Here is a 13,395-nt window from a genome sequence, read left to right on the forward strand (position 1 = left end):
CTGTCGATGCCGCCACTCATGGCGACAAGAATTCTGCCGTGTTTGCTCATGGTAGTAATCTGCCGAAGGTTGAATGCCTTCCGATTGTTGATATAAATATGAAACCGCTGAACAGACTAATGCTGTGCAACGGTTCCGCAAAGGTAGTGAATTGTTTAGAGCGGCAGGCTGCTGACCGGTCACATTTAGACTTTTACGAGATAACCTGCCTGATAATGTTCTTGATATTCAGCTCAATAATCTCCGTCATGCTTTCACAATGCCGGTAATGTGCGTCTTTAAAATGCATGAAAAGTCCGTCTCTCAGCTGATGAATATTATCGGCAGTTGAGATTTTATCTTTGATTGAAACATCCCGCAACTCCCGCAACCGGTGACGCTCGCTCCGCGCCTGGTACATAATGGAAGATTGCTCTTCCTGCTGGTATTGCAGTACCGTTTTATCCGTCAGGTACTCCATGGCTAGCTCTACGTAAGGTAGGTTTTCCTTAAAAAATTGCGGCATATACACTTTCAGATTGCCTTCGTAAAACTGCTGATCAAAGTCGATCGCGCGCAAACGGAACTGAAAATCGTCGAAGTCCGGCGTGATTTGCATGACGAAATTGTACGAGCGCATATCGCCTAGCAGTGTAATCATGCAGCGTTCATTGAACTTCACAAACTCTTTGGCAATGCGGATCGGATTATAATCGGTATGCCGCAGGCGGGTTTTGGCAAATTCATCACCAGGTATTCCGGCAATATGCTCTTCCACCAGCGAATCGCCGTCTACGAGGTAGTTAACCTGATTGGGCGAGAATATTTCTTCCAGCTCCAAACCATAAATCCGCGACGCGTCGGCTTTTTTGACGTAGAAATAATCGTAAATATCATTGAGCCTGTTCACAATCTTGATCCTGAACGGATTGGAATTTCCAAATTTACAATAGTCAATGCGGTCGATGTACTTGTGCTCCACGATCCGCAGGTTACCCGACGCTTTGAGCATTGCATATGCTTTTTTGAGGCCACTGTGCAGCCGGTCAATTTCATGCGGCGGGTACAGCGGACTTTCCCATAAAGTATCCTTCCCGTTCTTGTCCATTACCGGAAAGGATTCATAAAAATTGAGCAAATCATGGTAACTTACCGGAAGACGGGCATCGCGCTGATAGAAACGCAGGTACTTCCGTAGTTCAGGACTCACCGGGTAGATCGGCTTCTTCTTTAATATTTTAACATCACCCTTTTCCATAAAAGGAAGTTACGCATAATTAATTGATTGTATCAAGCGACGTTTTTGGCAAAACAAGACAGATTTAAAGGAAATGAATCGCACAGATCTGATCGGAATTGTGGTTTGCGGGGGTGAAAGTTCACGAATGGGAAAAGATAAAAGCATGCTCACTTACCACCATAAACCCCAATACGAGCACGTGGGTGATCTTTTGGAAGATTGCTGCGGAAAGGTTGTACTATCTTGCAATACCCGGCAAATGGCGCATCTGGAAACACAATATGAAAAACTGCCCGACTTACCCGAATATGCGAATAGTGGCCCCATTGCTGCATTATTAACTGCATTCAAGACATTTCCGGGAAAGGATTTCCTATTCATAGGCTGCGACTATCCATTGCTTTCAATGGAGGATATTTCTTCTTTTTTAACCTCAATCGGGAAAGAGGATAGGGCCGCTGCGTTCTATAATGGGGATGGAAAGTTTGAGCCGCTGCTTGCGTGGTATTCGTGCGAAATGGGTGAGATTTTGGATAATCATTATCAGAACAAGGATCTCTCACTTCAATCGCTGCTGCGGAAAGTCAATGCGCGAAAGTTCTTCCCCAAATCCGAAAATGCGATGAAGAGTGTAGATACTATGGAAGATTTTGAAGAGATGCAAGTTTTTATAAACCGCATTCACAATGGTTAAAACACAACCTGCTGCTGTAATGCGCCGGCAAATCAGGCGGGTGACCAGTGCTGGGATAGAGATTAATGATGATTTCCTCGCGGTAGAAGAACCGCTCGAAATCCGGGTTGCATTCCGGCAGAATGGGAATGCTACCTGGCAAAATATCTCGGTTACGATGCGCACACCCGGAAATGATCACGAACTGGCGGCAGGTTTTCTTTTTACAGAAGGCATTATCCATGATCTCAGGCAGATCAAAAAGGTAGAGAATTCGGTTTTTGAAGAAAATCTGGTCTTGGTAACGCTGGCTGATTCCTGCGAACCAAACCTGCACAATGCGGAGCGGAATTTCTATACAACATCAAGCTGCGGTGTTTGCGGAAAAGGGAGTATCGAGGCTGTCAAAACGGTCTCCCGATATGTTTTGGAAAATACAATGGTCGTAACGCACGAGGAACTATTCGGACTTGCCGGCAAGATCTCGGGTAGTCAGCGCGTTTTTGAAGAGACAGGAGGATTGCACGCAGCAGCTCTTTTTGATCAAAACGGAAACCTGCTGCATCTGCGCGAAGATGTGGGCCGGCATAATGCATTGGACAAGCTGATTGGCGCTGCATTTTTGTCCAACCAGCTCCCGCTCGCAGGTAACATACTCTTGCTTAGCGGAAGAGCTAGTTTTGAGTTAATCCAAAAAGCATTGATGGCTGGGATAGAAATGGTTGTTTCCATTGGTGCGCCTTCCAGCCTGGCAGTGCAGCTGGCTGAGGATAACAATATCACACTCGCAGGTTTTTTAAAAAAAGATAGGTTTAATGTTTACACCGGTTTCCACCGGATTTCAGGTCTATGAAAATTCGAATCCAACAAAATAAAGTAAGGTACCGACTGTCAAAAAGCGATGTGGCGCAACTGGCAGCCGAGGGTTACCTGGAAGAAAAAACAACTTTCCCGCAAGGTCAGCTGACTTATGCATTGAAAAGCCTGCCTGACACGGATTCACTTTCCGCCTCCTTTGAAAACCAGCAGATCACCATTTATATACCCGAAAGCTTCGCCAAAACGTGGGCTGACAACAATGTGGTCGGAACAGATTCTCACATGCCTTTGAATGGAGGCGATTCATTGTATATCCTTGTAGAAAAGGATTTTAAATGTCTCGATAATGATGCAGAAGATCAGTCGGACAACTACGAAAATCCAAATCAAACCTGCTGACCATGGAAGACCAGCCCATAATCATTCCCGGCTCTGAAAACCCGGACCAACTCACCGGCCTGAAAAAAGGTCCTATCATGAAAGTTGCCGCCGGCGTTCCTGCTGTGGTTTCCAGTTTTGAAAAAACAGTACAGGAAGCGGGCGTGAACCGCGGTATGAAGGCACTTTTTAGCCTCAATAAAAAAGGCGGTTTTGATTGTCCAAGTTGCGCCTGGCCCGATCCTGATGATGAACGTTCGGGAATCGCCGAGTACTGCGAGAATGGAGCAAGAGCTGTGGCGGAAGAAGCAACGCTTAAAAAACTGACTCCCGAATTCTTTACCCAACATTCTGTTGCTGAACTTGGAAAGCTTTCTGATCACGAAATAGGCAGCAAAGGCCGCATTGCCCAGCCAATGCATTTACCCGCCGGAGGCACGCATTACCAGCCTATTACCTGGAATGCAGCTTTCACGAAGATCGGAATGGAACTGAATCGACTTGCCTCGCCGGACGAAGCGATCTTCTATACTTCCGGTCGTACCAGCAATGAGGCTGCATTTCTATACCAGCTTTTCGTACGTGAATATGGCACGAACAACTTGCCCGATTGCAGCAATATGTGCCACGAAAGCAGCGGTGTCGCACTGACTGAATCGCTGGGTATCGGAAAAGGATCCGTAAAGCTGGACGATCTGCACCAGGCAGAAGTAATCATGATTTTGGGCCAAAATCCGGGCACAAACCATCCCCGTATGATGACCGCGCTGCAAAAAGCAAAAGCAAACGGCGCCAAAATTGTTTCAATTAACCCATTACCTGAAACCGGCTTGATGGGTTTCAATAACCCGCAGAAGGTAACCGGCGTTTTGGGCATCAATCCCACACTCACTGACCTTTTCCTCCATATCAAAATCAATGGCGACCTTGCCTTGCTGCAAGCCATTGAGTTTATGCTATGGAAAGAAGAAAGGAGAAATCCGGGCAGTGTGTTCGACCAGGATTTTATTCGTGAAAATACCGAAGGCTACGAGCAATTCACCGCTCATCTGGACACGCTCAACGTGCAGGAGCTGGCAAGAATATGTGGGATTGAGCTGGCGCAGATTGAAGAAACAGCCCGATTGCTTGCTTCAAAAAGCAAGATCATCATTTGCTGGGCAATGGGTTTAACGCAGCACAAAAATGCGGTAGATACTATTAAAGAAGTAGTTAATCTGCTCCTGTTGAAAGGGAGTATCGGCAAACCCGGCGCTGGTACCTGTCCCGTGCGCGGACATAGCAATGTGCAGGGTGACCGGACTGTCGGGATTTTTGAAAAACCATCCGAAAGCCTGCTGAATGCAATTGAACGTAACTTCCGTTTCAGTCCACCCCGGAAACACGGTTTTGACGTAGTTGAATCAATAAAAGCAATGCACGAAGGTCGCGCCAAAGTATTTTTTGCAATGGGCGGCAACTTTCTTTCGGCTACGCCGGACACGCAGTATACTGCCCAGGCATTAAGTAATTGCAAATTAACAGTCCACGTTTCAACCAAACTAAACAGAAGCCACCTCGTTCACGGTGAAGAAGCACTGATCCTGCCTTGTCTCGGAAGAAGCGACGAGGATGTGCGTGATGGCGAAAGCCGGTTTATTTCGTGTGAAAATTCAATGGGTGTGGTTCAGATGTCAAAGGGCATTTTGCCACCTATATCCGATATGCTGCTCAGCGAGCCGGAGATAATAGTCCGTCTGGCCAAGGCTACTTTGGGGAAAAAGAGCCAGATCAACTGGGACCGTTACATTGCAGATTATGACGTGATCCGCGCGGATATTGAACGTACCATACCCGGTTTTGAAGATTACAACGAGCGCGTGCGCCAGCCCGGCGGATTTTACCTTCCAAACTGCAACCGTGAAGGAAAATTTGATACAGACTCACAAAAGGCACGATTCAATGTCGCTCCGGTAATTGAAACCAAACTGGAAGAGGGTGAGCTGATGATGATGACGATCCGCAGCCACGACCAGTTTAACACAACAGTATACGGACTGAACGATCGGTACCGGGGTATCTTCAATGAACGGCGGGTTGTTCTGATGAACAGCCGGGATATCTCAGCGCGCCATTTGGAAAACGGCAGTCTGGTAGACCTGCACAACCGGTTTGACGGTGTGGAAAGGGTTGCAAGGAAGTTTGTTGTAGTAGAATACCCGATCCCGGAAGGCTGTACAGCCACCTATTTTCCTGAGACCAATGTACTGGTACCGATTGGCAGTGTGGCGGAGAAAAGCAACACACCTACTTCCAAAATGGTAGTGATAACGGTTGAGAAACATACGGATGCCCAAATGCAATCTTAACATTTGCCTAATACAGCTGAGACTTACAAACCGTAATTTTCGCAATTCTTAGCAGTAGTACCTGGTTCAGGTTTACTTGTATTTCCAGTTAGTTCAGTTTAATTTTTTACAAAATGAAGAAAGTATTTGCTATGCTTGCAGCAGGTTTTTTGAGCTTGACTGCATTCGAAGGAATGTCACAAAACAAAAACAAGGTGATCGCTCACCGCGGCGCGTGGAAGCATACCGGCGCGACAGAAAACTCGATAGGCGCATTGGAGCATGCGATCAAGCTCGGCTGTTACGGGAGCGAATTTGATGTACATATGTCAGCGGACTCCGTGCTTTTCGTACTGCACGATCACACCATTAAAGGTACCCACATCGAAAAAACCAATGCGAGCGAGCTATCGCAGATCAAGCTGGAAAATGGCGAATCGCTGCCTACTCTGGAAGCTTACCTGAAAGCCGGCGCGAAGCAGAAGAAGACGAGATTGATCCTGGAAATCAAGAGCTCTTCAATGGGCAAGGAACGATCACTTGCATTGGCTGCCAAATGCGTGGAAATGGTGAAAAAGCTGAAAGTCGAGAAGATCACTGACTACATCGCATTTGATTTTGATGTATGTAAAAAAGTGAAGGAACTCGCACCAAAAGCGCATGTGGAATACTTGAACGGGGACAAAACGCCGGACGAAATCGCAGCAGCAGGTCTGGACGGGATCGACTACCATTACAACGTTTATAAGAAAAACGAGGATTACATTCCTGCGATGAAGGCTAAGAAGCTGACTACGAATGTATGGACTGTGAACGACGAATCTGCATTGAAGTGGTTCCTGGAAAAAGACGTGGATTACATTACGACCAACGAACCTGAATTGCTCCTCAGCATTTCTAAATAATACAATGTGACCTGGAAATGGCTAGATCTTAGCCATTTCCAACTGTCCATTCGTTTCTTGCCACGCCCTGATCACCTGCGTAAGCTGCTTGTACTCGATCAGGAAACCATCGTGACCATAAAGGGAATCTATCTCCTGAAAAACTGCATCCGGAATGTGGCGTGCCAAAAACTGCTGCTCTGAAAGTGGGAACAACAGATCCGACTTAATCCCCAGCACCAGCGTTTTGGCTTTCACCAAACCCAGCGCATGCACAATCCCGCCCCGGTTCCGTCCCACGTTATGCGAGTCCATGATTTTGGACAAAACCCAATAAGAATATGCATTGAAGCGCTTCACAAACTTATCACCCTGGTACTGCTGATAGGAAGAAGCCCGGAAATCGTCGATCTGGTCGGGATTATCTCTTGCCTGTGTAAAGTTGTAAGTATCGTAATTCCGGTAAGAAAGTAATGCAATGGAGCGTGCAGCCCGCATTCCCATCGCGCCAGCTTCCGGGTTATCGTCTTTAAAGGTAGGATCCGCCTGGATCGCCATTCTCTGGGATTCGTTAAAAGCAATTCCCCATGGCGAGTGCAATGCATTGGAAGCAATCAGTACCAGCTCTTCAAACAAATCGGGTACCTCAACCGCCCATTCAAGTGCCTGCTGCCCACCCAGCGACCCGCCAATGCAGATCTTGATTTTCCTGATTCCTAACTCCTGCCTTAACAGGTCCATTGCACCAACTACGTCGCGAACGGTGATCACAGGAAAATCGCGAAAGTAAGGTTTCTGTGTTTTGGGATTAATAGAAAGAGGCCCGGTAGAACCGTAAGCCGAGCCCAGCACATTTACACAAACTATAAAATCTTGGGAGGGATTAAAATATTTGTCCTCGCCCACCAGCCCATCCCACCATTCGGCTGCATTGGAGCTGCCGGTAAGTGCGTGGCAGATCCAGATAATGTTGTTCTGTTCCGGGTTGATTGTTCCGTAGGTAGTGTATGATAGCTCAAAACCGGCCAGCTCGCCGCCCATTTCCAGGGAATAAGGATAGGGATGTTTGAATATTTTTTGTTCCGACTGCATAGGTGCGCAAGCACAGTTAAGTACAAAATAGTAAGGTCACGTTTTTGACAAAAACATGGTGACTAATACATCTGAAAAATACCTTTCAGTTGCAGGTGCGAGAATAAAGCCATTCGGCTTACGGAAATTTCTAACTGTAAGAACACGCGAATTGATTTTATATCTCCTAATAAATTAGGTGGGAATTAGCACCTTTCTCCACATTGGTAGCAGGTTGCCAGAGGTTCATTGAGCCCATTCTCTCGCCTCTTCTTTATAAATCAACCGCTTTGGTGGAGCAATTGACTTGATGGTACAATATTAAGCCGGGAGGCGGGAAAATGCAAACAAACTCCCAAATTCTATTGACGGCGCCAGGTGGGTTTTAGAGACTGAAAGGAACAAAAGAACAGGTCAGCTCGTTGAATTTTTATAGCAAATAGAAGTGCATTGGAGCTCAAAAATGATGTTATTGGGCCAGTGTTATTGTATTAACCCTCAAAAATCAGCTTGTTTTGTACGGTTTTATTGCACCTGCTTTTACTTACGGACAGTCCCATGTTTCACCGGAGGATCTTTATGGTACCCTCTTCAAAGACGTACAGAATAGTCACATTTTCCCGGACTCAAAAACCTTCGCAGATGCGATCCCGCTTGAAGATCCGGTTTTGATTATCGAGCGGTACCACCGGGAGAAAATCGCTGGCGATTTCGATATGGCAGCGTTTGTGGAAAAATATTTTCGCCTGCCTGCGCACATTGCATCTACTTTTCAGGCTGATAAAACTGCCTCTGTTTCGGAACATATCAAGAGACTGTGGCCCGTGCTGACGCGGCAACCGGAGAGTCAGGAACGCGGTGGCTCGCTGATCCCCCTGCCCTACTCCTATGTGGTTCCGGGCGGAAGGTTCAGGGAAATCTATTATTGGGACAGCTATTTCACATTGTTGGGCTTGAAAGAGGCCGGGCGAACTGATCTGGTTCAAAGTATGATAGATAATTTCGCATACCTCATTGATAGCTTCGGCTACATTCCCACAGCCAACCGGACCTATTATTTATCCAGATCCCAACCGCCATTCTTTTCATTGATGGTCAGACTTTTCAGTGAAATGGAAGGCAAGAAAGTGTTGAAGCGGTACCTGCCTCAAATGCAGAAAGAATATGATTACTGGATGGACTCGGGCAGCAGCACCGGAGAACCATTTACAGCTTACCGCCGGCTGGTATACCTTCCCAACGGAATGAAGCTGAACAGGTATTGGGACGACAAAGCCGCACCGCGGCCGGAATCTTACCGCGAAGATGTGGAACTGGCGGCGCATGCAAAAGAAAATCACGGGACCGCACCCGAAGAGATTTATCGCCACATACGGGCCGCAGCCGAATCAGGTTGGGATTTTAGCAGCAGGTGGTTTTCAAATGAAAATGACTTTTCTACCATTCATACGACGGACATTATACCGGTTGACCTCAACTGTCTGATGTATTACCTGGAACAAACACTTGCCGAAGCTTATTTGCTGAGCGGCAATCTGATGTTGCACCAGGTTTACACCGGAAAGGCTATAGACCGTAAGTTGGCGATCCAGCTGTATTCATGGGATACGGAAAAGAACTTTTATATGGATTATGATTTTAAAAATCAAAGTTTCACAAAGGCGCTGACGCTGGCCGGGACATTTCCGTTGTTTTTCAAACTCGCGCCCAAGCAGCATTCCCATTATGTAAGAGCTTACATCAGGCTTAACTTTCTGAAATCGGGCGGGTTGCTGACTACCACATTGAATTCCGGACAGCAGTGGGATGCGCCAAATGGCTGGGCTCCATTGCAGTGGATTGCCTATAAAGGTTTAAGGAATTACAACTTCCACCGGACTGCCAATGAACTGTCTGCCGAGTGGCTGGGCCTGATTGAAAAGGAGTTTAAGCATTCAGGAAAAATGCTTGAAAAATACAATGTGTCCAACACCAATTTAATTGCAGGCGGCGGCGAATATGAAGTTCAGGAAGGTTTCGGCTGGACGAACGGAGTATATCTGAGAATGAAAAATAAGAAAAGATAGGCGCGTTTGAAGCTGGAAAATATTTATATCATTCCAATAAATTATATTGAAAATTTAGTCTGAGACCTTCTTCCAATAGCATATTTTTTTAATACCTTGTAATACTAACACGACCAACCCCAATGAAACTTCCTATATATCAGATTGATGCTTTCACAGATAAACTTTTTGGAGGTAATCCTGCCGCAGTTGTTCCATTGGAGCAATGGCTTCCGGACGAAACCATGCTTCATATAGCAGCAGAAAACAATCTTGCTGAAACTGCATTCTACGTTCCGACCGAAAACGGCTTTCACATTCGCTGGTTTACGCCTTCGGTTGAAGTTGATCTTTGCGGGCATGCTACATTGGCAACGGCCTATGTGATTTTTAATATTCAAAATTACGAAGGGTATACGATATCGTTCCAGTCAAGGAGCGGCGAGTTGCGTGTGGATTGTAAAGAAGACTGGCTGACACTTAATTTTCCGGTAGATCAATACCACGTGGCAGTACCACCTCCGGCACTTGCGGAAAGTCTGAATACGACCCAGCTGCTGGAAGTGTATAAAGGAAAAACAGATTATATGGTCGTGGTAGAATCCGAGGATATTGTACGAAACCTCGATTTTGACATTATTATCCTTTCCACGATCCCTGCAAGAGGCATTATCGTGACTGCGCCCGGAGAAGATGTGGATTTTGTGTCCAGATTTTTTGCTCCCCAGTCGGGCATTGACGAAGATCCTGTTACCGGCTCGGCACATACCACGCTGATTCCTTACTGGGCTGAAAAGCTTGAAAAAAACAAAATGACCGCCAAACAGCTATCCAAAAGAGGAGGTTACCTGAAATGCGAGCTGGACGGGGAACGCGTTTATATCGGCGGCCAGGCGAAACTGTACCTTAAAGGAGAAATTTTGATTGCTGATTAAGCAGCCCGTTTTCCTGAAAGTTTTGTCCGTTGTCCCGCATACAATCCGCCGATCACAAGGATTGTTCCGGCTATGGTATAGCCGGATATTGGTTCGGACATCAGCCACCACGCGAAGAAGAAGCCGAATAGCGGACACAGAAACAACCATAATGAAGCCTTGACGGTATCAATGCGTAAGAGGTAGAACCAGCAGATCAACCCGACGATTGATACCGCCAGGCTCAACCACAATACCGAGCCCCAGAAAACCTGATCATACACTGTCGCTGACAGATCGCTGAGCAGGAAAGTCGCGGGCAGTAACAAGACCCCACCAATAAATACCTGCCACCCATTGATCAGCAGGTTAGGCAGCTCCCAATTGACAGAGGCGTAATAAACGCTGGCAGCTGAAACTGCTACCATGCTGATGAGCAGCAACGTGATTCCTCCGAGTGTCGTAAAGCTGTTTGCCAGCAAAGGATAGGTAGCAATGCCGATCCCCGCCATTCCCAGCACAATCCCCAGCCACTCTTCGCGCTGCGGCTTGCGTTTAAGCCACCACGACGATAGTAACACGATAATCAACGGATTGGTGGAAACTGCCAGGCTGCCTATGCCCGCAGCGGTATATTTCATGGCGCACACGTAGAGTCCCAGATATAACGTTGTATTCAAAAAACCAAAGACGGCCAATTGCTGCCATTCTTTTTTATTCGGCAGGCGGTAGGTTGAACCTTTGCCAAAAGCATAAGAAAATGAAAGGAGCAAAATGCCTGCAATAAAGAAGCGAACGTTTGCTAATACTAATGGAGGGGCAGATTGTACCCCGAATTTGGTTGCAACCGAGGCTGAGGACCACAAAATGGAAAAGAGAAAACCAATACCTATATTTTTCACACACGAAACGGATTATGGATCAAAAATACAGGATGCATTTCGGCTTCCGCCGGCACTTTTCATATTTTTGAGCATGATTACTCGAAAAAGTGTACTGCTTTTCGCATTTCTTCTGACAAGCTGGTACACGCCCGCATTTTCCCAAAGTCAATGGACGTACGACTTTAACAACGGGCTCAATCCGATTGAAAGCGGTGGGCCTGCATTGAAAGTTCTTGGGCAGCCGGGCCAATACATCAAAGAAAAAATTCCCGGCTCTGATTACCTCAACCGCACGATCTATCAGTTTGAGAACAATAGCGGATTGCAGTTTAACAATACGGAAGCGAAAGGATTTCTGAGCAAATCGTTTACTGTTGAGATCTATTTCAAAATGACGGAGCTCGACAGCTGGAAACGGGTACTTGATTTTAAAAACCGCAAAAGCGATTACGGAAGCTACATTTATGATGGAAAACTGAATTTCTATGATTTCGCGATTGGTGAGAAAGCTCCGGTAAGGGCCAATCAGTATGTGCATTATGTGTACTCGCGTGATTTCGATACCAAGACTATCAAGATGTATATCAATGGTCAGTCGAAGCTGGAATTCAAAGATCCGGGAAGTGAGGGAATGCTGGACCAGGACCAGGTTCTTAACTTCTTTCAGGATGACCTGGTTGCCAACCACGAAGCCAGCTCGGGTTCGATTGCATTGATCCGCGTTTATGACCGCGTAATGACGCCGGTTTTTGTAAGAAGAAGCTACCAGACGATCAGCAAGAACTTCAAAGAGCCAGTTGCGAAACAGGAAGAACCCGAACCGAAGCCGGAAGAAAAAGTAGCAGAAAAGCCTGGCCGCAATAAAAACATGTCGCTTGTAACCGGAAAAGTGTACGATGGGCGCAACCTGAAACCTGTGAACGATGCCGAGGTAATGGTGAGGAAATCGGATAATGATTCGCTCGTGGCGCAGACCAGGACAGTAGAGGGAGTTTATAATTTCGAGCTGACTCCTTATCAATCTTACAAAATCTCGGCACGGGCCGATGGTTTCCAAAGTAAAAGCGTGGCGGTAAAAACCACTAACAGGTACGAGGAAATCAAGTCGCTGATCAGTCTGGCGCCGGAAACTTACACTACTCCTTTAACTACACTTTATTTTAACCAGGGAACGGAAGAAATAGACGGACAGTCACTGAGTGACCTTGATTCCATTGCAGGCTACTTTCAAAAGCATTCAGGTTTAAAGATCCTGTTGAAAGGCCACACAGATAATACCGGAAACTTTGAGAAGAACCTTGAACTATCCAACAAGCGGGTGGAAACGGTGAAAACGCATTTAATCGGAAAGGGAATTCCAGCAGACCGCATAGAGGGAAGCGGTTACGGCTCGGCACAACCGAAGCGGGTGAACAGGTCGGAGACAGACAAGCGATCAAACCGGCGGGTAGACATTTGGGCGGAGCCTGTAAAAAGATAAAGCCACCTCATTGAGATGGCTTTATACTGACTATTCCTAAACCCTTAACCTTTTCTTTTCTTTTATATCTTAAACCGTTTGCAGTCAATAAAAGATCCTGCGGGCGGCCTGCATATCTAAAGTAATGTCGCTGTTAATGCTACTCCCTTTTTTAATGATTAATCACTTTTACTGTATTTGTGGTAAAAAGATCAATCTAGGATTTTAACAACGTACCTGTTTCCTCTGTATCATCTCTTTTATAGCTGCCTGAGACTGAGGAAGGCAAATTCTTGTTTTATTTATACAAATATAAAACAAATCCGTTTTGCATCATGGTTTAATTCAATTTTAACCTGCGCGAACCGTGATACAAATATCAAGTTTAATTTTGAAATTACAAACTTGTTGATTTTAATGCAACAAAATTTTATTGGGAATTAAATATCAATTTTGGACTTCTTTTTGCAACATTATCTTTTTTCCAAGAGGCTGTATTTAATAAAATTTTGGATTATCTCAAAAACACCAAATATTCTAGCATCTTGAAATAATTATATTTTCTTAAAAATGTACAATCATTGGTTATAATTGTTCATTGCAGATTGTATTCCCAAAGTACAAAAAGTTGTAACCATGTCGCCAGCCTTGTCCAGGAATATAGGTAATTCGATCATTTCCTCTGGGGAAAAAGCCTTTAACACATAATCTACTTGCCTGCC

At 45.8% G+C, this 13,395-nt stretch carries 11 protein-coding genes and 1 riboswitch; of the genes, 8 read left to right on the forward strand and 3 right to left on the reverse strand.

The annotated features are described in order from the left end of the window. Positions 1-193: 193 nt before the first annotated feature. Positions 194-1,237 carry a hypothetical protein gene (locus ACTIE6_RS03720; protein ID WP_439555344.1) on the reverse strand — a complete coding sequence of 348 codons (1,044 nt, stop codon included), beginning with the start codon at positions 1,235-1,237 and terminating at the stop codon, positions 194-196. Between the two features lie 73 nt (positions 1,238-1,310). On the opposite strand from ACTIE6_RS03720, the gene mobA reads away from it, so the two are divergent. The 5 genes from mobA to ACTIE6_RS03745 all read left to right on the forward strand — a co-directional run bounded on the left by mobA (position 1,311) and on the right by ACTIE6_RS03745 (position 6,321). Then, the gene (mobA, locus tag ACTIE6_RS03725) at positions 1,311-1,913 is read left to right on the forward strand and encodes a molybdenum cofactor guanylyltransferase (protein ID WP_439555345.1); all 603 of its coding nucleotides are present in this window, start codon (positions 1,311-1,313) and stop codon (positions 1,911-1,913) included. After that, a complete protein-coding gene (gene fdhD / locus ACTIE6_RS03730) occupies positions 1,906-2,745 on the forward strand; it encodes a formate dehydrogenase accessory sulfurtransferase FdhD (protein ID WP_439555346.1) in 840 nt (279 codons plus the stop codon). Before mobA ends, fdhD begins: the two co-directional genes overlap by 8 nt. Next, on the forward strand, positions 2,742-3,110 hold the full coding sequence (locus tag ACTIE6_RS03735) for a DUF7009 family protein (protein WP_439555347.1): 369 nt from the start codon (positions 2,742-2,744) through the stop codon (positions 3,108-3,110). The genes fdhD and ACTIE6_RS03735 overlap by 4 nt, the downstream gene beginning before the upstream one ends. A 2-nt stretch (positions 3,111-3,112) precedes the next feature. Beyond that, positions 3,113-5,437, forward strand: coding sequence for an FdhF/YdeP family oxidoreductase (locus ACTIE6_RS03740; RefSeq protein WP_439555348.1), 2,325 nt, complete (start codon positions 3,113-3,115; stop codon positions 5,435-5,437). Between the two features lie 113 nt (positions 5,438-5,550). Then, positions 5,551-6,321 (forward strand): glycerophosphodiester phosphodiesterase, encoded by a 771-nt coding sequence (locus ACTIE6_RS03745; RefSeq protein WP_439555349.1) that lies wholly within the window; start codon positions 5,551-5,553, stop codon positions 6,319-6,321. Between the two features lie 21 nt (positions 6,322-6,342). On the opposite strand, the gene ACTIE6_RS03750 is transcribed toward ACTIE6_RS03745, so the two are convergent. After that, positions 6,343-7,392: a homoserine O-acetyltransferase family protein gene (locus tag ACTIE6_RS03750; protein ID WP_439555350.1), complete on the reverse strand. Its 1,050-nt coding sequence runs from the start codon at positions 7,390-7,392 to the stop codon at positions 6,343-6,345. A 154-nt stretch (positions 7,393-7,546) separates the two neighbouring features. Then, positions 7,547-7,654: riboswitch (SAM riboswitch) on the reverse strand. A gap of 232 nt (positions 7,655-7,886) precedes the next feature. On the opposite strand from ACTIE6_RS03750, the gene treA reads away from it, so the two are divergent. Together treA and ACTIE6_RS03760 are read left to right on the forward strand one after the other, a co-directional pair. Further along, positions 7,887-9,437: an alpha,alpha-trehalase TreA gene (gene treA, locus ACTIE6_RS03755; RefSeq protein WP_439555351.1), complete on the forward strand. Its 1,551-nt coding sequence runs from the start codon at positions 7,887-7,889 to the stop codon at positions 9,435-9,437. A 122-nt stretch (positions 9,438-9,559) separates the two neighbouring features. Further along, positions 9,560-10,351: a PhzF family phenazine biosynthesis protein gene (locus tag ACTIE6_RS03760; protein ID WP_439555352.1), complete on the forward strand. Its 792-nt coding sequence runs from the start codon at positions 9,560-9,562 to the stop codon at positions 10,349-10,351. Here the strand turns inward: ACTIE6_RS03760 and ACTIE6_RS03765 are convergent. Beyond that, a complete protein-coding gene (locus ACTIE6_RS03765) occupies positions 10,348-11,232 on the reverse strand; it encodes a DMT family transporter (RefSeq protein WP_439555353.1) in 885 nt (294 codons plus the stop codon). The genes ACTIE6_RS03760 and ACTIE6_RS03765 overlap by 4 nt on opposite strands. A 73-nt stretch (positions 11,233-11,305) precedes the next feature. Here ACTIE6_RS03765 and ACTIE6_RS03770 point away from each other — a divergent pair, with 73 nt between their 5' ends. Then, the gene (locus ACTIE6_RS03770; RefSeq protein ID WP_439555354.1) at positions 11,306-12,694 is read left to right on the forward strand and encodes an OmpA family protein; all 1,389 of its coding nucleotides are present in this window, start codon (positions 11,306-11,308) and stop codon (positions 12,692-12,694) included. Positions 12,695-13,395: the final 701 nt, after the last annotated feature.

This window comes from Dyadobacter sp. (assembly GCF_051859145.1).
GTDB lineage: Bacteria > Bacteroidota > Bacteroidia > Cytophagales > Spirosomataceae > Dyadobacter.

Excerpts from the sequence above, each read along its gene's own strand:
- ACTIE6_RS03760 (WP_439555352.1), top strand. The coding sequence starts at position 9,560 with ATGAAACTTCCTATATATCAGATTGATGCTTTCACAGATAAACTTTTT.
- mobA (WP_439555345.1), top strand. The coding sequence starts at position 1,311 with ATGAATCGCACAGATCTGATCGGAATTGTGGTTTGCGGGGGTGAAAGT.
- ACTIE6_RS03750 (WP_439555350.1), bottom strand. The coding sequence starts at position 7,392 with ATGCAGTCGGAACAAAAAATATTCAAACATCCCTATCCTTATTCCCTG.
- ACTIE6_RS03770 (WP_439555354.1), top strand. The coding sequence starts at position 11,306 with ATGATTACTCGAAAAAGTGTACTGCTTTTCGCATTTCTTCTGACAAGC.
- ACTIE6_RS03745 (WP_439555349.1), top strand. The coding sequence starts at position 5,551 with ATGAAGAAAGTATTTGCTATGCTTGCAGCAGGTTTTTTGAGCTTGACT.
- ACTIE6_RS03740 (WP_439555348.1), top strand. The coding sequence starts at position 3,113 with ATGGAAGACCAGCCCATAATCATTCCCGGCTCTGAAAACCCGGACCAA.
- ACTIE6_RS03720 (WP_439555344.1), bottom strand. The coding sequence starts at position 1,237 with ATGGAAAAGGGTGATGTTAAAATATTAAAGAAGAAGCCGATCTACCCG.
- ACTIE6_RS03735 (WP_439555347.1), top strand. The coding sequence starts at position 2,742 with ATGAAAATTCGAATCCAACAAAATAAAGTAAGGTACCGACTGTCAAAA.
- fdhD (WP_439555346.1), top strand. The coding sequence starts at position 1,906 with ATGGTTAAAACACAACCTGCTGCTGTAATGCGCCGGCAAATCAGGCGG.